Source organism: Protofrankia sp. Cj3, assembly GCF_917627355.1.
GTDB lineage: Bacteria > Actinomycetota > Actinomycetes > Frankiales > Frankiaceae > Protofrankia.
Map to the genome: position 1 here is coordinate 1 of NZ_CAKJTR010000076.1, position 22461 is coordinate 22461.

General features: G+C 69.6%; 12 protein-coding genes and 2 pseudogenes. 9 read left to right on the plus strand and 5 right to left on the minus strand.

All coding sequences use genetic code 11. The features are described from left to right. From MJ783_RS12390 to MJ783_RS23665, 3 genes and pseudogenes are all read left to right on the plus strand, one after another. Positions 1–644 (plus strand): group II intron maturase-specific domain-containing protein (locus tag MJ783_RS12390; protein ID WP_370651613.1); only part of this gene is annotated, 644 nt, incomplete at its 5' end. Between the two features lie 103 nt (positions 645–747). Beyond that, positions 748–1416, plus strand: a pseudogene (locus tag MJ783_RS12395) (IS30 family transposase); the annotation flags it as partial. 529 nt (positions 1417–1945) lie between these two features. Beyond that, positions 1946–2272: pseudogene (locus MJ783_RS23665) on the plus strand (alpha/beta fold hydrolase); the annotation flags it as partial. A 401-nt stretch (positions 2273–2673) separates the two neighbouring features. Here the strand turns inward: MJ783_RS23665 and MJ783_RS12405 are convergent. Both MJ783_RS12405 and MJ783_RS12410 read right to left on the minus strand, forming a co-directional pair. Continuing rightward, positions 2674–4377: a hypothetical protein gene (locus MJ783_RS12405; protein WP_239310568.1), complete on the minus strand. Its 1704-nt coding sequence runs from the start codon at positions 4375–4377 to the stop codon at positions 2674–2676. Further along, positions 4374–5204, minus strand: a complete 831-nt coding sequence (locus MJ783_RS12410) for a hypothetical protein (RefSeq protein WP_239310569.1) — start codon at positions 5202–5204, stop codon at positions 4374–4376. Before MJ783_RS12410 ends, MJ783_RS12405 begins: the two co-directional genes overlap by 4 nt. A 510-nt stretch (positions 5205–5714) precedes the next feature. Between MJ783_RS12410 and MJ783_RS12415 the strand changes: the two genes are divergently transcribed. Continuing rightward, positions 5715–10331: a CHAT domain-containing protein gene (locus MJ783_RS12415; RefSeq protein ID WP_239310570.1), complete on the plus strand. Its 4617-nt coding sequence runs from the start codon at positions 5715–5717 to the stop codon at positions 10329–10331. Positions 10332–10484: 153 nt separating this feature from the next. Here MJ783_RS12415 and MJ783_RS12420 read toward each other — a convergent pair whose 3' ends face one another. Continuing rightward, positions 10485–11879 carry an IS110 family transposase gene (locus MJ783_RS12420; protein ID WP_239310571.1) on the minus strand — a complete coding sequence of 465 codons (1395 nt, stop codon included), beginning with the start codon at positions 11877–11879 and terminating at the stop codon, positions 10485–10487. Between the two features lie 788 nt (positions 11880–12667). After that, complete coding sequence (locus tag MJ783_RS12425; protein WP_239310572.1) at positions 12668–14704, minus strand: hypothetical protein; 2037 nt, start codon at positions 14702–14704, stop codon at positions 12668–12670. A 649-nt stretch (positions 14705–15353) separates the two neighbouring features. Between MJ783_RS12425 and MJ783_RS12430 the strand changes: the two genes are divergently transcribed. From MJ783_RS12430 to MJ783_RS12450, 5 genes are read left to right on the plus strand one after another with little or no spacing between them, the layout of a single operon-like run. Further along, positions 15354–16073, plus strand: coding sequence for a VWA domain-containing protein (locus MJ783_RS12430; RefSeq protein WP_239310573.1), 720 nt, complete (start codon positions 15354–15356; stop codon positions 16071–16073). Next, the gene (locus MJ783_RS12435; protein WP_239310574.1) at positions 16066–16923 is read left to right on the plus strand and encodes a protein phosphatase 2C domain-containing protein; all 858 of its coding nucleotides are present in this window, start codon (positions 16066–16068) and stop codon (positions 16921–16923) included. The genes MJ783_RS12430 and MJ783_RS12435 overlap by 8 nt, the downstream gene beginning before the upstream one ends. Further along, on the plus strand, positions 16920–18434 hold the full coding sequence (locus tag MJ783_RS12440; protein ID WP_239310575.1) for a hypothetical protein: 1515 nt from the start codon (positions 16920–16922) through the stop codon (positions 18432–18434). The genes MJ783_RS12435 and MJ783_RS12440 overlap by 4 nt, the downstream gene beginning before the upstream one ends. Before the next feature lie 48 nt (positions 18435–18482). Further along, the gene (locus MJ783_RS12445) at positions 18483–20051 is read left to right on the plus strand and encodes a DUF4407 domain-containing protein (RefSeq protein ID WP_239310576.1); all 1569 of its coding nucleotides are present in this window, start codon (positions 18483–18485) and stop codon (positions 20049–20051) included. Then, a complete protein-coding gene (locus MJ783_RS12450; RefSeq protein WP_239310577.1) occupies positions 20048–21646 on the plus strand; it encodes a hypothetical protein in 1599 nt (532 codons plus the stop codon). Before MJ783_RS12445 ends, MJ783_RS12450 begins: the two co-directional genes overlap by 4 nt. 186 nt (positions 21647–21832) lie before the next feature. On the opposite strand, the gene MJ783_RS12455 is transcribed toward MJ783_RS12450, so the two are convergent. Next, positions 21833–22045 (minus strand): hypothetical protein, encoded by a 213-nt coding sequence (locus tag MJ783_RS12455; protein ID WP_239310578.1) that lies wholly within the window; start codon positions 22043–22045, stop codon positions 21833–21835. Positions 22046–22461 lie beyond the last annotated feature (416 nt).

Genomic DNA, 22461 nt, shown 5'->3' on the forward strand with positions numbered 1-22461 from the left:
CCTCCAACGACCGGCGGATGCGCCGGCGCCGCGGCCTACCGAACTACCGGCTGGTCCGCTTCGCCGACGACTGGTGTCTGGTCGTGGCGGGTACCAGAGCCGACGCGGAGAGGCTGCGAGACGAGATGGCCGGGGTCCTGGAATCGATGGGCCTACGCCTGTCGGAGGAAAAGACCCTGATCACCCATATTGACGAGGGTCTCGACTTTCTGGGGTGGCGTATCCAGCGTCATCGAAAGCAAGGCGCGATAAAACGCTATATCTACACCTACCCGGCCAGGAAGGCGCTTCAAGCCATCATGGCTAAGGTGAAGATGGCATGCCGACAGAACACGAACCTGAAGCTCGAAGCCCTGCTGCACCAGATAAGCCGGATGCTGCGGGGCTGGACCGCCTACTTCAAATACGGCTGCTCAAGTGCGACGTTCGGCTATCTGCGGGCCTACCTGTGGAAACAGGTCATCAGATGGATCGGTCGGAAGCACCGGCGGACTACCTGGAGGCAGCTCCGGCGCCGCTACAGCCGTGGAGACGGGTGGCCAGCCGAGGGAGAGGTAGCGCTGTTCGATCCCGGAAAGGTAAGCATAGAACGCTACCGATACCGGGGAAGGCGCATCCCGACACCATGGCAGAGCGCGGCATGAGAAGACACGTCCCCCGGGGCTTGTGGAGAGCCCGGTGCGCTTAACGGTGCACGCCGGGTTCGGGAGGCGGGCCGAGGAAACGGGCTGGCCGCAAGGACGGCACCGCGCCTCGGTCCGACCTCACTACGAGTGTCTGTACCTCCAGGCCCGCGGTGAGCTGCGGACCGAGCTGACGGTCGCCCTGCGCCAGGGCCGTACCCGACGGGTGAACCGGTCCCGCGCGACCAAGACCCGAGGGAAGATCGTCGACATGGTCAACATCAGCGAGCGGCCGAAGGAGGCCGATGATCGAGCCGTCCCTGGATTCTGGGAGGGGGATCTCATCATCGGGAAGGGAAACAAGTCCCAGATCGCGACGTTGGTCGACCGTACCACACGGTTCGTCATGTTGGTGCGGATTCCCTATGACCGTAATGCCGAACGTGTTGCCTACCTACTCGCTAGAAAGATGGAAGAGCTCCCCGACTTCCTTCGTAACAGCCTCACCTGGGACCAGGGGAAGGAGATGGCCCGCCACGCCGATTTCACCGTGAGAACCGGCATGCCGGTCTACTTCTGCGACCCCCATTCGCCCTGGCAGCGGGGCTCGAACGAGAACACCAACGGCCTTCTTCGGCAGTACTTCCCGAAGGGTACCGACCTGTCCTTGCATTCCCAGACAGAGCTCGATAGAGTAGCCAAGGAGCTGAATGGCAGACCTCGAGAGACGTTGGGCTGGCGAAAGCCGGTAGAAATGTTCAACGAGCTTTTGGAACGGCATGCGTCGCCATGACCGCTTGATTCCGCCATCTATTTTGCTAACTTTTGATAGCTATTCAGCAGGGGTCACAGCTCAAACATCCAGGTCGGAGCATTGATCGTCGCTGTCCGACTTATCGGGATTCGTGCTATAGATGACCATTAGTTTTCAGAATGATCATCATTTCTGACGTTCCGATCCGGATGACCATGCCGCTGAGCTGGGGGTTTACCGGCGAACCCCTTGCTAAAAAGCTACAACTTTTCGGTCAAAAGTCGGCAAATGGTTCTTATCGGATAATTATTTCAATAAGGGTTTCCGAAAATCTCCACTGTCTCCTTCTGAGTGATCCGAGATGCCACAAAGACTGGAGACGGTGGCTTTTCCACGCACGCATCCGGCCGATGACCGCTGTCTCGCCCGGGACCACGCCTCGGGGCCGCGAACCGGCTACCTGCGCTTTCTCATTCGAGCACAGTCGGCTACGACATCAATATGCCGACTCCCCCGGAACGCCCGCTACGCCCAGCCAGGAGCCGGTCTGGCAGGACTTCTGGAAGAGCCGCACCCCCTGCCGATCGAGGTTTTCGACGGCCTGCGGGCCGGTCTCGCCAAGGACCGCTCGCAGTTCTACAAGGAACTGGCAGTCCAGTTCTACGGCGCAAACCGGCCCGGCGCCGAGGTCTCGCAGGGCCTGCTCGACCAGTTCTGGACCTGGAGCATGCAGTCGGGCCTCATCAACGCCTACGAGAGTGTCAAGGCATTCTCCGAGACGGACTTCACCGAGGACCTCGAGAAGTTCGACGTCCCGACCTTGGTGCTGCACGGCGAGGACGACCAGATCTTGGATTCAGGGGGTCAGTGCACCGTCCGCATCGTGTCGGGAGCAGGGGCTCGGTAAGCTTGATCGCGATTGGGCAGGCTCTTGACCTGCCTCAACAGCCCGATGCGAACTCCTGCTGAGGGTCCTGACGCGAGGCGGGCGGTGCACTGACCGCTGGAGACCGCCCTGTCACGGTACGCGAGATGCGAATCGCCACGCTGTCCCAGCGGACCAACCAGCCATCGTTGGTTGGGTTTGACACTGGAAAGCTGCTTGCGGTGAAAGTCGCACGAGCAGTTTGGGAAGGGGCCGTCGGAAAAGGACCTGACAACAGGCACTTCGCTGGCGGCCTACTTCACGGCACGGCTGGTTCGGAGGGGGCCGCCGGAAAAGGGCCAAGCCAACTGGCACCTCATCGGCGGCCTACCCTACCGCACGGCGGGTTCGGCGCGAGCGACGACTGCTCGCTACGCCCGGCCGGGTTTGGCGAGCGAGGCCCACGGCCCGTCGTAGCGGTGGAGCCGCTTGCGCATCGCATCGGTGGTCGTGGGGAGGGTGTCCGCCAGTGTCAGGTGGCTGTCGACAAAGCCAGTCTCACCCCAGGGACGGGCCGGGCACAGTTCAGCGCGCGGCGGACCAGGCTTCCCCACACGGATCTCGCAGCGTTCCGTGCCCGCCTGGGTGGTTCTCGTCTCGCAGCTGGGGTGCCGCGTGTCGATGGGATGCTGAATCAACTGCCCCGCGAAGACGACCTGGCCGGGACCACGGGCCACAGCCGCGGCCAGGATCCGAGCGAACGGGATCAGCCGCTTATTCGAGCCCAGGTCCGCCCAGATCTTTTCCGTCAGGCCTCTAATCGCAGACGGACGCCGGGCCCACAGCTCGGGCATCACCGCAGCGGCCATCTCGACGGCGCCGCGGTGCGGATCTCGACGCGCCTCCTCGGTGAGACGCCCGAGCAAAGCGGTCTCCAGCTCGCGGGCTTCCTTGACAGCCAACTCGTCGACGGGCGGTGGGACGCAGTCCCGCTGGCTCACCCCCGCCATCACCCGTCGCACGCCGCCGAGCAACACATAGAGGTCCTCGGCGGCGGCCTCCGATCCGGGCCCGAGCACCCAGGCGACGATGACCCGCCGGCTCGCGGCGGCGGTGTCCGCCACGAGCAGCGCCGCCATGAGGCGCGCGAGCTCGTCCGCCTGGTCGAAGGCCCCGCTGAGATCCGGGGCGTCGCTGTCATGATCGAGCCAGTCGGACTCCGCCGGGATGCTGCGCTCGTCCCGGCGCAGCCGGTGCGCCCACAGATCGCGGCTGAGCCGCTCGAACACCTTGGCGGCGAGCGCACCGCCTACCGCCTCCGCGGCCACCGTGTAGAAGCCCAGGATGTCCGGCTCGTACGGTGCGCTGTAGAGCGGGTTGCCGGTGTCGTGCATGGCTCGGTGCAGGGCCGTCGCCAGCAGCTTGGCCCGGTCGCCGACCTTGCCGTAGGGGTCCGCGACGGACGACGGACGGGCAAGCTCCGTGATCGCGCAGGAATAGCCGGCCAAGGTCAGCAGAAAGGCGACGTTGCCCAGGGGGCCCGGGGGCGCTGGTGGCGTCATCCCAGCGGCCGCGCAGTAGGCGGCGAGTTCGCCCGCCCGCCCGAGGACCCCGACGGCGGCGGCCAGCGGGTCGGGCACAGCTGCGGTCAGCCGCGGGTTGGCCGCGATCGCCGCCGCGACCATCCGTCGATCGTCCGGCGGCACGGCCGCGTACTCGGCGGCCAGATCCGCCTCCAGGTGATACGTGCCGACCATCGCGTCGACCAGCTCCGCGGAGTCGCCCGCGCGCAGCAGCACGGCCACCGCGACCGGCACGTCCGGACGGCGTGTCATCACGGCGAGTTTGGCCAGCGCGTGCCCCGTGCGCTTGTGCACGCCGCAGTGCTGGTCGCCGAAGGTGAGCGTGGCACCCAGCACCGAGTCGAGCTGTTCCGGCGGCACGTCGTCGCCCCGCTTGCGCAGCTCGTCGAGCATCGACGCGGCCCGTTCGACCATATCCGCCACGATCTCGTTCTTGGCCTGCGCCGGGTCGTCCAGCGTGGTGAACTTTACCCGGATCCGGTCGAAGTCGACCGGATGGAGCTGATCGAGGACCGAGCGGGCGCTCCGGGCCAGCGTGTCGTTGGGGATCATGGCAGGTCCCTAGTACGGATCTTGATCAGAGGAAGCTGCCGCGGGTCCGCGGCGCTGACGATGCGCGCGCGCAGCACCAGCGGTTCGGTCTCCTCGAATCGGTCCCAGCGTTCGGTGCCGTCGTCGAACGCGGCCTCCAGCCAGGGCCCATCGGGATGCGCCGTCGCTGCGGTCCGCGCGACCAGGTGCACCCAGCGGTCGCCGAACACCTCCCACACCAGGTCGGGTTCGACGCCGGCCCGCTGGGCCAGTTCCGCGGGCAGCGCCCACCGACCGGTGGCCGTCGGCGGGCCGGGCTCGTCGCTGGTGTCGTCGTCCCCGTCGTCCCCGTCGTCGTCGCCGCGGACCCGGAAGGCCGGAGTGGGTGGCCGGGTGAGCGCACTGCGCAGGCTGTCCACCCCGAGTCGGGACCACAGGCCGCGGGCCAGCCGCCCCAGCACCGGCGCTGGCTCTACGGTGGTCGCGGGGGGCTCGTCGGCGAGAATCCAGGGCCGGTAGGGCGCCCACGCCTCGGCGAGCTTGTCGACGGCAGCTAGGCTCATCCGCAGCCACCGCGAGCGGCCGGGTCCGGCGACCACCTGCTCAACCTCGGCCCACAGGCGGTCGCCGAGCAGGTCCCGCACGTCCGAGGGAATCCGGCTGCCCTCGACTCGCACCTCGACGAAGGCCGGTGGCCCGTCCGGATCGTCACGGGCGAAGCCCGCGCGCAGGCCGCGCCGCAGTTCGGCGACTTCCGTCGGCCGCACCGTGGCCACGGTGACCTGCAGCGAGAAAAAGGCTGGCACGTAGTCGACCCGGACGTGGCCGTCCCAGGTTGTCACCACCACGGCGTATTCACCTCTGCCCCCTGTGCATTCCCTCGGCGTGGCTGGCCGTCACTGTACCGCTGCCGCACCTTGGTTCTGTCAGCTGCTCGCGGACAACTGACCGGATCTTTTCGCCGCCGGCCATCCAGGTGCCGGGCCGGTGCGCGGATTCCCGTCCACCGAGCCAGTCCCGGCCCCGGAGAAGGGAGCTCCCATGCCGGGCGGCGACGACGACACCAACTGACGACAGCGGCAACCGAGCTGGGCCTCCGCCAGCGAGGCCAGGAGAACCCTGCAGGGTGGGCGCCCACGAGCGCCCGCCCCGCGCTCCATCCCCTTCTCGGCTCGCACATTTACCAGGTGGTTGGAGAATTTTTGGAAAGTAGACGCGGCGTGGTTTCGGCGACCCTGAGGGAGCAGCCCGGAGAAGGCCAGCCGGGAGTGGCGGAGAAGAAGCGGCCGCCGCGCCTTCGGCGAGGCCAACGGCCCGGTCATACACTCGCAGGCAGCCATCGACGGGGGCACCATTAAATGAGCGACAGCGCGGCCGGCTGGTCCGACCGGGCCGAGGAACTGTTCTCGGCCATCGAGGAAACTGAAGACCTGGCCCGGGCCGACGAGGCCATTCAGCTCTTCAGCGAGGCGCTGCGGACGGCGCCGCCGAGCAGCCCCGACGCACCCTTGTGGCAGTACCGGCTCGGTATGCTCCACGCCTGGATGGCTGGCCCTGACCCGGCAGACTGGGATCTGGCGGTCACCTGGCTGTGCCGGACGCTGGCGGCCCCGGCGCACCTGGCCGTCGACCGCGATGACGTCATCAGCGACCTGGTGTGGGCGATGCTGCAACGCTGCTTCACCGTCGCCGAGCCGGGCTCCGGCGCGCTCGACCGCCTTGCCGACGCGCTCGATGGGATCCCCCGGCCGTCAGCCGGGTCGCGAGCCGCGATCGCCGTCCACTTCTACCGGGGCGTCAGCTGGCTGAGCCGGCTCCAGACCCGCGACGACCAGGACGACCGGAAGCGGGTGAGCGCGCTGTTGGACGACGTCCTGGCGGACGTGCCCGACGACTGGCCCCTGCTGCCCGAGACGCTGCTGGAGTACGCCTCGATCTGTGCGGACGATGGACGCTTCGATCGAGGACTGGCCGTGGTCGCCCGCGCCCGCGCGCTGCCGGAACCGCTCGTCGACGACGTCGGGGAAGCTGCCCTCGCCGCCGAGTTCGCCGCCGAGCTTGACTTCGTCGAGGCGAAGCTGCTCGACGGCCGGATTCTCGAAACCGACGGCACTCCGGACGCCGCCAACGCGCTGATCGCTGTTCTCGCCCGGGTTGTCGCGCGTCCGGGCGCGTCCTCCTATCTCCTGGAACGGTACGGATTTCTGCTCGCCGCCCGGGGCGACCGCACCAGCTCCCCGGCTGACCTGGAACTGGGCGCGCGCTGGCTCAGGGCGGCGCTGGACGCCGTCACGGATCCAGCCGAGCAGGTGACGCCGACCTGGTATCTGCTTGCCTTGGCCTACCGGCGGCGGGCGGAGATCCTCAACGACGCGGCGCTTTTCGACGCGGCGTCCGAATGTCTACAGACCGTGCTCGCGCGGCCCGATGACGCGGTCGATCCGGACGAGGTCACCGTCGACTTGGCGGTGATGCTGTTCGCGCGCTACTTCGCCGTGCCCGGGGCGCGGGCCGTCGACCGGCTGGTCGACACGCTCGACCAGGTGCCGCGCCGCCCGGCGGGCTCGCTCGGGGCGGTGGCGCTCGACTACTACGGCGCTGCCGCCCGGCTGGTCCGCGCCCAGCTGGTGCCGGCCCGAGCCGGCGTCGACCAGGCCGAGGCGACGGCCATCCTTGACCGCGTGCTGCCGCAGGTGCCCGACGGCTGGCACCTGCTCGCCGGTGTCCTGCTCGACTACGCCCATGTGTGCGGGCGGGCCGGCCGGTTCGGCGACGGCCTGACCGCGCTCGCCCGCGCCCGCCGCGTCGCGAAGCCGCCAGGTCATCCCGAGCAGGTCGACCCGGACGCGGTCGACCGGCTTGAGGCGATGCTGCGGGCAGGCCACAGCAACGACCCGGCCGTCCTCGAGACGCTCCTGGGACAGCTGACCGCCGACGAGACGGTGGCGACCGACGCCGAGCCGGGGAACGCCGAGTTCCTGGCCGGCCTGCTGCTCATCATGCATGCGGCCCGCGCGGGCTCCGAGCCGGCCATCCTGGCGGCGCTGACCAAGCTGGACGCGGCGCTGCGCAGCGGCGTCGAGCCGGCGGCGGTCGCCTGGTGCGTCGTCGGGGTGATCCGGGTCGAGCTCGCCGCTCGTAACAGTGACGCCAGCCTGCGGGAAGAGGCCGGGGAATACTTCCGGACGGCGCTGCGCAGCGGGCTCGCCGAGGTGCAGCCCACCCTCGCTGCCCTCGCTCACCGTCGCCTCGCCGAGGCGCTCGCCGTGCGGCTGCAGACCGGTGGCTATCCCGACGCGGTGATCGGGGAGGCCGCCGCCGAGGTGGCCGCCGCCTGGCCGCTGCTCGCCGACGGCCGGCTGGGCGCCGACGCGCGCGCCGAGCTCGCCGGTGCGCTGGTGCCGTTGGTGCTGCCGATGATGGTGCGGGACCTGGACTTCGACGTTGCCCGGCTGGACGAGCTGCGCGCGGCGCTGGAGGCGCACCCGTCACCGCCGGCCACCTGGCCCACCCTCCTGGGCACGTTCGTCATGGTCCGGGACATGCTGGACGGCCTCGTGCGGGCCGGGCCGGCAGGGGTGTCCACCTACAGCGAGTCGCGAGCCCGTGAGGCCTTCCGCGGCAGTCCCATCCCCGATGCGCTGGTCCCGTTCGTGGCCTACCAGGAGGTCCTGCGGGCGCACGCGACCGGTGAACGCGCGCGGATGCAGGGCGCGCTCGAGTTGATCGAGGGCCACTCGTCCCCGGAGGCTCGCATGGTCGCCGGGCTCGCGAAGGCTCAGCTGGCCGGCTGGGAGGGAACGGACGCCGTCGCCGCGCTGGACCAGATCGCGCAGTCGATCGAGGACTACGGAGCGGACGATCCGGCGGCCTGGCTGCTGCACAGCGACATGCTGCCGTCAGTGCGGCTGTTGCGCATGATGAGCCGAGCGATGGCCGGTGAGCGCGTCTCACCGCGCGAATACGCGCGCCTGCTTCCGGCGCTGCTTCGAGGGGCCACCGACCTGCGCCGGGGGCACAATCGCCGCGCCGGCCCAGGCCCGGCGACCGATCCGTTGACGTCGGCCCTGTCCGGTCTGCTGCCGTTGATGCAGGCGATACTCGCGGCGGCCGTCCCCTTCTATCCGGCCGGTGCCCGTCGCGAGATCATGAAAAGGGCCGAGCGGTTCGCGGGCACGGGCGAGCCGGGCGCGATCGCGATCGGGCACTGGTTCGCAGCCCAGAGCAGCAACGACGCGCACGCGCTGGCGGAGGCGATCGTCTGGGCGGACCGGGCACTGGCCGCCCTGGGCGGCCCACAGCACCTCGACTGGGCGGGCATGGCGCTGATCGCCGCGGAGGCCCGGCGCCGCCGGCGGGCGGACGGCGACCTGAGGCGCTCCCGGGAGCTGGGGCTGTCCGTGCTGCAGTGCCACACCTGGCGCGTCCTGTTGCAGTCCGGCACCGACGACGCGCTCGCCGCAGCCCGGGACGCGATCGAGGACGCGCTGAGCGTCGCTGACTGGTGCGCCGAGGACCGCGAGGCCGACGACCTGATCCGCGCTCTCGACGCCGGCCGCGGCCTCGCGCTGTACGCCGCCGTCACGACCCGTTCGGCGATGGAGCGCCTCACCGACCTGGAGGAGGGCGATCTGGCCGCCGAGTGGGCCGAGGCCGGCGGGAACAAGCTGGTCGACATCGGGCTCCGCGCGCCGGTCCAGAACGACCTGCGCCGCAGGGTGGTCGAAGCCCTGGCCGCCGCCCAGACGGGCGACCTGCTCGACCCGCCACACCCGGACCGGATCCGGGCCGCGCTGCGGCAGCACGGATCCGACGCGCTCGTGTACCTGATACCGGGCGGGCCCACCGAGGGCGGTGGCACCCGGCTCGGCAGGGCGGTCGTCGTACCGGCCCGGGCGACAGCGCCGTTGCAGATACTGACCTTTTCCGAGATGGTCGTCGGGCCGGGCACGCCGCTGGAACGCTACGCCGAGAAGTACCAGGCCTGCCATCGCAACAACCAGCCCAAGGGGGCGAAACGAGCGGCGGTCGCGCCTTGGCGCGCGGAGCTGTCCAGCCTGGTCGACTGGGCCGGCCGGGTGGCCGGAACCAGCCTGCTCCAGGAGGCGCGAGCGTGGTCCGCCGACCCGGACTGCCCGCGGCTCGTCCTCGTCCCGGTCGGCGCGCTGGCCCTGGTGCCCTGGCACGCGGCGGTCTGCGAGGACAGCCGCGGCGCACGGCAGCCGATGGCGGCCCGGGCGGTCGTGTCGTACATCCCGTCGGCCCGACTGCTGCGCCGGGCCGTCGACGCGCCGCCGGTCACCGCCGGCGAGGCACTCATCGTCGGTAACCCTGCGGGTGCCAGGAGCCTGCGCGGCGCGGCACTCGAGGCCCGGGCTGTGCGGAAGGCCTTCTACGGCACCGCAGCCCTTTACGGCCGCCGGGAGAACGGCCAGGCCCCGCCCGACCGGGCGGGGACACCAGCGGAGGTCCTGGCCTGGCTACGAGACCGGCGGTCCGGCCGGCGCCTGCTTCACCTGGCCTGCCACGGCTACGCGGAGCCGGCCGACCCGACCCGGTCACGGCTGGAGCTGGCCAGCGGCTCGCTGGCGACCACGGAGCTGCTCGCGCACCAGCCCGGCGGCGCGCCGCCGGTCGAACGGGTCTTCCTGTGCGCCTGCTCCACGAACGTGACCGGGACCGACTACGACGAGGCGTTCAGCCTGGCGACGGCGTTCCTGGCTGCCGGCGCCCGGACCGTCTTCGGATCGATGTGGGACGTGCCCGACGAGCTCACCTCGCGGATCGTGTTCGCCGTCCATCACTACCTGGCCGAGGGGTGCTCCCCAGCCGAGGCCCTGCACTGGGCCCAGCTGTGGTCGCTCACCCCCGACCGGCCGCCGCTGCCCTCGATGCCGGACGAGCTGCTCGCCGCCGAGACCGGCGCCTCCGACGACCCCGCCGGCTGGGCCGGCCTCATCCACCTCGGCGTCTGACGGCAGCGGGCCCGGCGGGCATGTGCACGAGCTGGGGATATTCCGACCCATGAGGCTAGAAGGAAAATCTAACCGCAGCCGGGCACAGCAAATTGACCCGGCGTGCTTTCGTCCGCTGGGTCGGGAGCGGTGCGGTGTGCGGTTATCGGCGGGTCAGGCCGCGGGCTGCTCCCGGGGGGTGAGGGCGACCTGGAAGCCGAGGCGTTCGAGCTGGCGGACGTGGCCTGCCGCCTGCCTGGCAGGGTCGGCGCGCTTGTCGAAGTAGTCGGCGCCGAGTTCGCGGTAGCGGGCGTCGGGGTCATCGAGGAGGTGCCAGACGGTGACCAGTATCGAGCGGGACACGGCGACGACGGCCTTCTGCCGGCCGCGGCGGGCGCGGATGCGCCGGTAGCGCACTCCGTAGAAGGTCTGGGTGCGGGCCAGGGCCAGCACGGCCTGGCCGAGGGCGCCGGCCAGGTAGCGGTTGCCCTTGCCGGTCTTGGCGGGTTTGGCCTTGCCGGCCGATTCCCGGGCCTGGGGAGCCAAGCCGGCCCAGGAGGCCAGGTGGTCGGGGGTGGGGAAGCGGGAGGTGTCGGTGCCGACTTCGGCGATGACGACCCGGGCGGCGGCCGGGCCAAGTCCGGGGATCTCGGCGAGGCGTTCAGCCAGGCCGAGGCGAGCGGCCTCGGCGGCCGTGGCACCGGGGGCGGTCGCCTCGGCCTCGTCGGCGTCGGCAGGGATCTCCCCGGTGGCGGGGTCGACTCCGGCCGGCGGGCCGCCGGGGTCGATCTCGGCGACCGCGGCGGCGATCTCGGTGTCGAGGGCGGCGACGCGGGCGGCGAGCTGGTCGATGTGCTCGAGCATCATCCGGGCCAGCATCGCGTGGTGGTCGTCGAACTCGCCGGTGAAGGCCCGCCGGAGCTCGCCGCGCTTGGGGCGCATCCGGCCCCGGGCCAGCTCGGCGAGCGCGCCCGGGTCGCGGTGCCCGGCGATGAGCGCGTCGAGCATGGCCCGCCCCGAGACCCCGAGGATGTCGCTGGCCACGACCGACAGCTTCACCTGGGCGTCTTCCAGCAGCTTCTCGAGCCGCTGCTTCTCCCGGGTGGCCTCGTGGACCAGCGCGCTGCGGTAGCGGGTCAGGTTACGCAGCCTGCGCAGCGGCTTGTCTGGCACGAAGCTGGGCGAGCACATGCCCCGCTCGGCGACCTTGCACAGCCAGACGGCGTCGATCTTGTCTGTCTTCGGCCGGCCCGGCAGGTTCTTCACGTGCCGGGCGTTGACCAGCCAGACCTTCAGCCCGGCGGCTTCCAGCACGTAGAATGGCGGCTTCCAGTAGGAGCTGGTGGCCTCCATCACGACGAGTTCGACGCCCTGGCAGATGAGGTGGTCGGCTAGGGCGACCAGGTCGTCGGTCATCGTGGTGTACTCGGTGACCTCTTGGCGCCGCCGGCCCGAGCCGATCCCGGACGGCACCCGCAGGCACGCAACCAGGCCCGCCTTGCCGATGTCCAACGCGGCGACCCGTTCGACGAACGGGCCCGCCTCCTCGGTCTCCTCGTTGACCGCCACGCGCAGTCCTTCCCGTGGGGTGGGGTGTCGGCGAGCCGCCCGCGGGAGCCCAGGGCAGAGCAGAAATCTAGAAGGCGCCCTCGAGGAGGCAGTGCACAGCCCACGAGCAAGCTCCCAGCATCAGACTTAATCGCGGCCGGACGGCGCCAGGGAAACATCGACGTCGGCGGGCGACCCGGGGCCATCATGCCGTCCCCGGGCTGCGGCATCGCCACCGACCAGCGATGATGCCGGGGCGTAACACCATTACTACGATCCGAACCGGATTTTCCGCCCGCACGGGCGTCCAAAGGATTGGGGGGACTTATTCAGAACTCCCCATCCTGGATGATCTAGGCCGAAGTTAAGTGATCTTGTTCGTATAATAGGGCTGTGACTTGCGCGTTCGGCGGCAAGCCTGATCGTTTTATTGGGCACGCCGCCTCTACCAGGCGTTTTGGCATTGCCGAGTTTCCCTATCCTGCCAGACCGGGCTGGTCGCGATCAAGGTTCATTACTGGAACAACTAGGCAGACTCGGACCAGCCCGGTCTGGCACACTGGGTATGCCCTGTATACCAAAAGCCCAGGTCACAACCGGCGTGCCCAGTAGAACGATCATCGGTCTGACCGAACGTGCAGGTCACGGTCTCAGCACGCCCTGAAGATCACGCAGCTTCGGTCTAAGGGTGGACTGGCCGCTGTCGCGCTTGTGTCGTAAAAATAACAACAGTAGGCCTGGTCTGGCTCAGCTCGTCGGGCTCGGGTGTGGGGACGGTCCGGCTCCGACAGGGGGAGCTGGGCCGTCCGTCATCGCGCGCCGGGCCCCCCGCGCAGCAGGTCGATCCGTGCGGCCAGCGCCTCGACCTCGTCGTGCCGGACATAGCGGCCCGTGTCCCCCATGGCGGCACTTTCCCACCGCCGGACGGTGGCGATCAGGTCGGCGGCCTCGGCGACGCCAGGTTCGACGCCGGGAACGCCCGTCTCTGCGGCGATCACCAGCGCGTCGGCCGCGCGCAGCGCGAACCTGGCCGACAACTCGGTCGTCGCCTCGAGCATGGCGCGGGTGCTCGGATGGTCCAGGACACGGCTGATCCAGCCGTGGGCCTTCGCCGCCCAGCGCGCGGCCTCCGGCCGGTCGCCGCGCGCCAGCGCCCGGCGCGCCAGCGCCGACGCGGCCGCGGAGGCCATCTGGGCCGAGTTGCGCACCGGGTCGAAGATGCCCAGCCGGGCGACGAACCGTTCCCGAGCCGGCAGGACTGCACTTTCGAACAGCCGGACCGCCTCCCGCAGATCGTCCTCGTCGTCGTGAGTACCCAGGTAGGAGGCGTAGTTGTTCAGGTGGTAAGCCAGCAGCTCGGGCAGCTCGGCCAAGTCGCGCAGCACGTCCGGTTCGATCTCGACCATGGCCAGCCAGTGCCGCCAACGGTCGCGGACCTGCCGGTCCAGCTCGGCCGGCGCGGGCAGCCCACTGCCAGGCCGGCCGGCGTTCACCCGCCGCAGCGTGTCCACCTCAACGTTCGACGCGGACACGATCTCGGCCGCGGCGCCCCGGTCCAGCCTGCCGGCGTCGAACAGCCGCCGGCAGTGCTCGGTCGACGCCGCGAGCCGGTCGAGCGACGCACTCACGTCGTTGGTCACGTCGACGCGCTGCAGCTGGAGCCGGGTGAGGTCGATGCGGCACACGGCGATCGCCCGGACCGGGTCGTCGTCGGGCAGCACGGTCTCGACCAGCCGTCGCAGCAGCTCCAGCCAGGTCGGCACGCCCGGCCGGATTCCTTCCCTGGCTGTCTCTGAGGCCAGCAGTTGGCGGATCACGCCCAGCATGGCGATCACGATTGTCCGCCGGGTGAGCAGCGGCAGCCGGCCGAGGCGGTGCGGGTCGGGAACGGCCGGTAGCGGCCCGCCCAGGGCAAGGATCGGGTCGTCGATGTGGGCGTCGGCCAGCGCCCGGCGCACGAACCGGTCGACGATTGTCATGGGGCTCATGAGCGCCTCGTAGGCCCATTGGCCCGGCTCCCGCTCGGAGATCCACAGGTGGCTGTCGTCACGCAGGGTCGCCGCGGTCAGCAGCTGCGACAGCAGCCGGCCGGCGATCGTCTCGTAGGTGTCCTCCCGGGTCACCGGGGCCAGCGAGCTCAGGTCCAGCAGGCTCTGTCGCCGCAGCGTGGCGTCGACGATGTCGAGGTCGCGCGGCCGGCTAGGGGCGACGGTGCCGCGCGGCGCCCCGATCTCGCAGCGGGTGAGCAGCTCCGGGTCGAGCCGGTGCGAGAGCGGCGCCTCCAGGACGACCGTCAGCGGCCGTTGGATCGCGCGCGCATGGATGGCGGCCACGAGCAGGGCAGGCTGGGAACGGAACACCTCCACCAGCACACCCGCCCACGCGGCCAGCTTCAGGCCCGGTGAGAGCGGCTTGCCGGACTCGTCTACCAGCAACGCGATGGCGTCCTCGAGCCCCGCGCGCAGCGGTTCGATCAGACGGTTGACCCCGGTGAGCACGACGGCGGCCTTCGTGTCCGGCCCGAACCGGTTCAGCGTGGCGTTCGCGATCTCGTTCGGCAGCGCCCCCGCCGGCCCGGTGACGCCGATCCGGTCGACCAGCGCCCACCCGTCGTGCGGTGCCTGGTCCCGCAGCGCCGATACCTGCGACCTGGTCGGCAGTGGCGCGCCGCGGGCGATCTCCGACAGGGTGATGGCCTGGAAGTCGCTGACCCAGGTCGCGGTCCCGAAGGGGCTGTCGGGCCAGGCGACGCTGAACAGCGGCGCCACCTTGCGGGCCAGCCGGGCGGGGACGATCTCCGCCCGGGCCTCGGGGATCGCCGGCACGACCACTGGCAGCAGCGACACCCTCGAGCACCTCCTCCTGACCCCATCGGCCGCGGCCAACTCTAGCCGGCTCTCGCAGTATCGCTCTTTACGTAGAAAGTATGTGAGCGTAGAAAGACGTGTATGCTGAACCGGAACGAACGGGGACGACGAGCCGTCGGCGCTTGCGGCTGTAGCCCGCCGGCTCGGCGGGCCTGTCACCCCGGCGGCGGCCGGCCACCGGCCGAGCCGACCCGGAAGGCTGGTGGTGGGCGGACGCGCGGGAGGGCTGACCGGACGCGCCGCGTATCGGCGCGCCGAACGTCTTCGCCCGGGCCGAGCGCTCGGCCCGGGACTATGCCGCGCGGACCGCGCGGCGATCGTCTAGATGGGTGTGGTACAAAGAGGCCGCTATCAACTGGGGGATTGAGATACGCACATACTTGTCTTCGGCCTTGCCCGAATTTCTACACGGATGTAGCGGCACCGCGCCCCATTCGTAACGCCTACGGCTGCGATATCTAGGCGCCAGGCTTTGCCGGAACGGCCAGGGCCTCCGCCGCACCGGCGTAGGAGCGCTTCTTCTCGCTCGGGCGACCGCGCCCGCTCCTGGTCGGACCATGTTCGCGGTTCTCCGCGAGGTGGATTTCGGCCTTCCTTTGTCTACCCTTTCTCGTTGATTGGAGCCCTCATGTCCGAGGAGCGCGCCGCGCGCGAGGGACAGGTCATCATGCCCTTCTACATCATCTGCGATGTGTCCGGGTCGATGTACAACGACATGGCGGCGCTGAACGACGGTCTCGCCCAGCTGCGGCAGGACATCATGAAGGACCCGGTCGTCGACGACCTGGTCATGCTGAGCGTCATCACCTTCGACGACAGCGCCCGCACCGTCGTGCCGCTCACCGCGCCCACCGATGTCGAGCTGCCGCGGCTCGGCCCCGGCGGGGGAACCACCTACGGCACGGCGTTCCGGGAGTTCCACCGGGCCTTCGAGGAGGACCGCAAGCGCCTGAAGGGTGAAGGCAAGCGGGTGTTCCGGCCGTGCATCTTCTTCCTGTCCGACGGCGAGCCCCAGGACCGGGACTACCTGCAGACGTTCCAGTCGCTGCTCGGCTACGACCCCACTACCAAGCAGGGCAACTCGGCCTACCCCTACGTCACCACGTTCGGATTCCGGGACGCCTCGCAGCACACCATGGAGGCCATCGCCTACCCCAACTTCGGCGAGTCCAATAAGCGCGGCCGCTGGTTCCTCGCGAAGAACGGCCAGGCCGTGGGTGAACTGCTCAAGTCGATGGCGGGCGTCATCGGGCAGTCCGTCCTCAAGTCAGGGCAGAGTGTCGGTACGGGAGCGCCGCAGTATGTCGCGCCGACCTCGGTCGCGGGCATGGAAGGCAGTTTTGTCTAGCGCGACCGCCGGCGGTATCCCAGCCATCGGTGATCCGGGACGTGCCGCGCTCGAGGTCGGTCCCGGCGCTCCGGTCCGCCACCCGGACTCGGCCGATCACGAGCTGAGCGAGTGCGCGGTTCCGGGCGCACAGGTACGGGCCGCGAGCGTGCGCGGGCTGCTGCACCGGCACCGCTCGCAGCCACGGCAAGATCGATACTCGGTGGTCTACGACGAGGCCAGCGCGCTGCTCGTCGTCACGGTGTGCGATGGCGTCGGGCAGTTCAGCCTGTCGCACGAGGCCGCCGGTTTCGTGGCGGCCGCCGCGCCGCGCGCGTACCTGGACCAGGGCGACTGGAACCTTGCCGTCGGCGAGGTGAACGAGCGGCTCGGGCGGTTCGCCGCCGAGGCTCCGGAGCGCTCGCGCCTGGACCAGGCCCCCGCGGACGCACGCATGGCAACGACGCTGGCCGGGGCCGCGATCGGTCTCGCACCCGGCCAACGCAAGGCGTCGATCGCCTGGACGGACGACACGTCCATCTGGCTGCTCAATAGCGGCGAATGGACGAACCTGACGCCGGACCCGTTGGACGACGACGCGGCCGGCGTGCATACCGGCCGGGTACGGGCGCTGCCGAGCGCCGAGCCGCGGGTCTTCGTCGCCGAGGTACCCGCCGAGACCGGTGCGTTGTTCGTCCTGACGGATGGGATCGGCGTGCCGCTGGAGGGGGCGCGGCAGGTGCGGGAGACGCTCGCCGAGTGGTGGGCCGAACCGCCGGACGTCTTCACCTTCGCGCGCCAGGTCGGCTTCGCCCGCAGGGGCCACATGGACGACCGTACCGCCGTCGGGGTCTGGTTCAGCCCGTTGTGATCAGCATCGACAGGCGCAAGCTGGGCCAGCTCACCGAGCTCGGTGAGGGCGGCATGGCGAAGGTCTACCGCGTCGGGAGCTCGGTCCCCGGGCTGCCCAGAGGACTGGCGTTCAAGGAGCTGCTGCCGACCGTCACCGGCACCGACCGCCAGCAGATGCTCGCCGCGATGCGCAACGTGGTCGCGTTGCGCGCCGCCATGCCCACCGCGGAACAGGCCGAGCTGGACTCACTCACGACATGGCCGCTCGCGATGGTCACGGACCGCGGTACCGAGGTCGGCCTCCTCATGCGCCTGCTCGATGACGATTTCTTCATCGACGAACGGCCGCCTGGCGGTGCACCGGGACGACGGGTGTTCGAGTTCCAGCTACTCACCGCCAGGGACCGTGCGCAGAAGCTCGGGATCGACATCTCGGCGGCCGACGACGGCCTCGTCCGCCTCGCGCTGATGGCCCGGCTCGCCTATGCCATCGAGATTATCCATCGGCCCCGCGGCCCGCTCCGGCTCGTCTACGGCGACCTCAATCTGCGCAATGCCGCGGTCGCCACGACCCCCCCTCGGATCCTGCTCGTGGACTGCGACGGCGTGGCCGACGTGAACGACCTGTCGCGGTTGCAGCCCAACACGCCCTTCTTCATTCCGCCCGAACTTCTGCAGCAGCCGGGAACGCTCCAGGACCAGAGCACCGACGTCTACAAGCTCGCGCTCTGCGTGATCCGCGGGCTCGCCATCGGGAAGGGCACCACCCAGCTCACCGACCCCGCCAGCCCCAGAATGATCCCCGGGCTGCTCGACCAGGCCGGCGTCGACCTGATCAACCGCGCGGTCGGCCCGGACCGCGCGCGAAGACCGACGGCGGAGGAGATCAAGGAATACCTTGTCGGCCGAATCCTGACCCTGGCGCGACCGCCCGAGCTCTTGGACGCCTCGCTGCGCCGGACCCTCGTCATCTGCGGGTCGGATGTGCTTGTCAAGTGGAATCACCGCTACGGCGAGAAGGTGCGCATTCACGGAGTGAACGGCTTCGAGGTCAAGAATATCGATCCCGACGCCCACCCCAACGGGTACGCGGTCCAGCCGCCGACCGGCGGCCCCATCTACGTGGAAGTAACGAACAAACACGGCGCCGACGAGCTGCTCGCCGGTCACCTCGACTATTTCGATCCGCCCGCGTTCGACCTCGAGAAACAGCTGGCGGGTGCGCTGCCTCGGCTCGCGGTGCCGGATCTGCCGGTGACGACGATGCCGGACTCGCTCGTAGAGCTGCCGCCCTACCCGGTGTTCACCGCGGAGATACCCGCGATGCCGGAGATCCAGCTGCCAGCGATCGAGCCGTTGCTCAACCTCGGCCAACTCGTACCGATCCCCGTGTTCGGCGCGCCTGGCCCGCGCGAGGCGTTCGCGCGGGCCCACGAGCAGGCCGGCGAGGGTATCGCCGCGGCTCTCGGCGACGGCGTACAACGCATGCTCGATGCCGCCCAAAACAAGATCAACCGACTTACTCCATGAACCCGCCACGGGTGCCGTGAAGGACTTTGATGACATGAAGCTGACGACATGAAACGGCTTGGCAGACTGCTGGCACGGCTCGGCGGTGCAAACCTGGCGGTTCTGGACCAGGGGCCGAAAGAGACCGGCCGATACATCGCCATGGGGATCGTGCTGCTCTCCACGGCCTTTCTCGCCGTGTTGTCGATGACCTTCGCGATGGCGAACGGGCTGCACGTGCGGCAGCCGGGAGCTCTCCTGGTCGGCCTGGCGTGGGGCGGGGTGATCATCAATCTCGACCGGCTGCTGATCCTCTCCCTGCGGACCCGCGCCGGAACGTGGCGGACCGTTGCGATGATCATGCCGCGTATTCTCATGGCCGCGCTGCTCGGCGTGGTAATTGCGACGCCGTTGACGCTGAGGATCTTCCAGCCCGAGATCCAGACTCAGCTGGGCCTCGACAACATCGATACGGCGGAGCGGGGCACCGGCATTCTCGACAAGGGTGCGCAGCAGGCGAAGCTCGACAAGATCAACGGTCAGATCACCACCTACGAGAACGCTCTCAACGGGAAGATCGAGTTCACGGCCCCTGATGTCGAACAGGCGCAGAAGGAGCTCACCCAGGCGGAGGCCGACAAGAAGACCAAGGCGGACGCGTATAGCCTCGCCTGGGCTAACTGGCGCTGCGAGCTGGATGGGCAGTTCTGCAACGGCGGCAGCGGCAAGAGCGGCCCCGGCCCGCGGGCGACCTCGCTGAAGATGCTGGTCGATACCGCGCAGGTGGACTTGACGGCGGCGTCGACGCTCGTCGAGCAGAAGCGGACGGCGCTGACCAGGGCCCAGACGGCGGCCATGGGTGACAACAAGACGAAGCTGACGGACGCCCAGGTGGAGGCGAAGCGAGTCCTTCCCGGGCTGCGATCCCAGCGCGACGATCTCCAGAGCGCGATTGCCTCGCAGCGTGAGTATCTCGACGGCACGGCATCGAGGAACAACGGCATTCTCGCGCAGCTGGTCGCCCTGGATCACCTAGGCGACAACAACAGCGAGGCCCGGTGGGCCCACCTGCTGGTCGCCGGCCTGTTCTTCACGATCGAGCTGCTGCCTGTCGCGGTGAAGACGATGATGATCTCCGGGCCGCCGACCCTCTACAGCCAGATCAACGAGCTTGAGGAAAAGCGCCTGCTCGAGGACGCCATCCAGAACCGGAGCCTCGTCCGCCGCCGCCGCAAACGCCGTGAGGACAAGGCGATCGAGCTCGACGAAGACATGTATGACCGGGAGGTCGCGCTCGGCAAGAAAGCCAACGAACGCGTTGCGGATATCATGAGCAAGGTCATCGACGGCGCGCTGGACAGCTGGAGCAAAGAGGTGGCGCGACTTCTCGTCGCGCAGAACCAGCAGAACCAGGGAAACCAACCCGGTGGTGGTCCCGCGTCGGCGGCGCAGACGCCGACCGCCGGGCAGCAGCAGGCAGGCGGCGGGGTATCGCCGAACGGGGCGGCGGGCGGACAACAGGGCCGCGGCGGGCAGCGGCCGAACCGCGCTCCGCGCCAACGCCAAGGTCCGCACGGGCCGCTCAACGGGGTCATCGGTAAGCTGAACCTGCCGCCCACCAGAAAGCAGCAGCCGTGACCGGACCTGACCTGACCCCCTATTGGACGGATGACGAGTGGGCCGGATTCATGGTTCAGCTCGTCCCGGCGGCGCGCCTGTCGGTGCCATTGCTGGAGCTTTACCGTCAGGTCCACGCGCGTATCGAGACCGACGCCGTCCTGTACGACCTGATTACTCTCGCCCAGGTCCCGCTTACCGACGACCCGGGTGTGGACGACGAGCAGATCATGAACGACCTGCTGGCCTCGGCGACGGAGCAACGCCATTTCTTCGCGCCCCGCGGCGTGTTCGCCGTCGTCCTCGTGGCCGAGCGGGCGGAGGACATCCCGCCGGTCGTGGCACGGCTCGCGGAGTCACCGCTGCTGCCACAGCTGCGCGTCCAGTACTTCCCCCTTGTCCTGGAGGTGGACTCGGCCACGTACGGACCGAGTCCGGCCACCGTGCTGGCCGTCATGAACATCGCCAGATCACTCATCGCCGAGTACGAGCATCGGCCGGGCATCGCCGTCGACGAGGCCGAGTTTCTCGCGCTGATCAGGCGGCTCGTCGACGAGGAACGCGCGGCCCGCCGAGCCGGGCCAGCGCCGGAGATCGCGGTCGCGGAGCCATCCCCGCTGTCGGCACCCTCCGAGACGCCGGCCTCCGACGCCCGCCCGCCGGTGAGCCTGACAGCGGCCAAGCCAACGGAGGCCAAGCCGCTGGCGACCACGCCCGACAAGGCCCCGCCAGAGCGGGCCCTGCGTGAGCCGGTCGTGCAGGCCGGGGCGGCCATGGTGTTTGTTCAGGAACGGTCACCGTTGCGGCGGCTGCGCACGCCGGCGCCGACCGACGCCGACTCGATGGAGCAAATCGCCGACCTGACGGACGCCGTGGCGCTTGCGTGCCTCGTGTTCGTCCCGGATGACGAGAACCAACCTCGGGAGGTGTCGAAGCGCAGGCGGACGACCGCGCTCGACCTGGATCGGCTCCTCGGCACGGTCAGGGCCGATGCGGATACCACCCGGCCGGTCAAGGTTGGCATCGAGGTCCTGAGCGCGACGAGCCCCCTGCGCAAGCACGGTGCGCTGCTCCCGGCCGGTGAGCTGACCGGTGGCGATCTGCCGAAGGTGCCCATCGGGATGTTCGATCTCTTTGATACGGCTGACTCGTTGTTGGCGGCGATGCAACGCTCGACCCGGTCGCTCGCCACCCGCGACGTCGAGGTCCTGAGCCGCCACCTCATCTTCCTGGCCACGGCGCCGCTGCGGGACACCAATCTCACCGGCGGCGAGTGGGACAGGCTGTTGCGGCAGGCCCGGATCACCTGGGTACATTTTGGCTCGGCGGAACCGAGATTCAGCGAGCTCGAACGCCCGTCGCCGTTCGGCGTGCACATCCTTACGGACGCGGACGACGTCCCGGCGCTGTTCCGCCGGGAGTCCAAGGTGCTCTACACCTGGCCGGCCGACATCCCCCCGTCGCTGCCCGCCACGGATGTGGCGCAGGTCGCGGCGGAGGGAGTGGAGGTCGCCGAGGTTCCTAAGGCGCTGGATCTCCAGGAGGAGATTGCGGCCCCGAAGAGCCGGCACTGGTGGCCCCGGCGCAATGCCACGCCGCAGACGGACGACCGGTAAACCGCTGCGGAAGCGGTGCCGCGCCGTGAAGCAATGCCACGCCGCAGCGGATGGCCGAGGGCGCCGCAGCGCGGTCGACACCACCCGGCTCGGGGCCGACGGCGCCGGTCATGAGGCTGGCTCGTCGCTGCCGCCCGTGGCGCGTCCGGTTCTCGTCCGAGAACCGGACGCGCCACGGTGCATGCATCAGGCGGCTGGCGGCGCCGAGGCCGATCCGCCGGGGATCAGAGCACCGGCGCTGGCGACCGCGTCGCCGCCCGGGCACGCGTCGGGCCGCTGCGGGATCGACATGTACACGTCGCCGATCGTTGCCGTCGAGGATGACTCGGTCGTCGCCGCGATGCCGATGGTGCCGGCAGCGACTGCCACCACCACAAGCATCCGGATCTCCTTATACATCGGTTGCCTCCGCTGGGTGTGATCTTGTGGGCCGCCGGCCGAGGGCGGGGACGACGCAGTAGCGCCGCCCCCGCCCTCGGCCTGACATAGACAGGACGTGCGTCGGCCGCCCGCGGCTCGCTGACCGCGAGCCGGTGACGGAACCCAGGCGCCAGCAATGGCTCGGGTCTGCGGGCGACTGCGGCGCCGCGGGAACAGAAGGTGGCCGAGCATGAAGGCCTCGGGCATGGCCGGGCATGGTGGTCCGTCAAAGAAGTGGCTCTGCCAAGATTCCGGTGGTGACAAGCGGTGATAGGGGTTTATGAGAGCAGGATCCGCTGCCGGAGCAGGGAGAAACCAGCGCGGCCGTACATCTGACGTTTGATCAGTTTCGTCTTGGGGAGCGCAGAAAAATAACACGTAGAGTCGCAAAATGG

Coding starts and splice junctions, on each gene's coding strand:
- MJ783_RS12405 (WP_239310568.1), bottom strand. CDS start 4,377: ATGATCCCCAACGACACGCTGGCCCGGAGCGCCCGCTCGGTCCTCGAT.
- MJ783_RS12415 (WP_239310570.1), top strand. CDS start 5,715: ATGAGCGACAGCGCGGCCGGCTGGTCCGACCGGGCCGAGGAACTGTTC.
- MJ783_RS12430 (WP_239310573.1), top strand. CDS start 15,354: ATGTCCGAGGAGCGCGCCGCGCGCGAGGGACAGGTCATCATGCCCTTC.
- MJ783_RS12445 (WP_239310576.1), top strand. CDS start 18,483: ATGAAACGGCTTGGCAGACTGCTGGCACGGCTCGGCGGTGCAAACCTG.
- MJ783_RS12455 (WP_239310578.1), bottom strand. CDS start 22,045: ATGTATAAGGAGATCCGGATGCTTGTGGTGGTGGCAGTCGCTGCCGGC.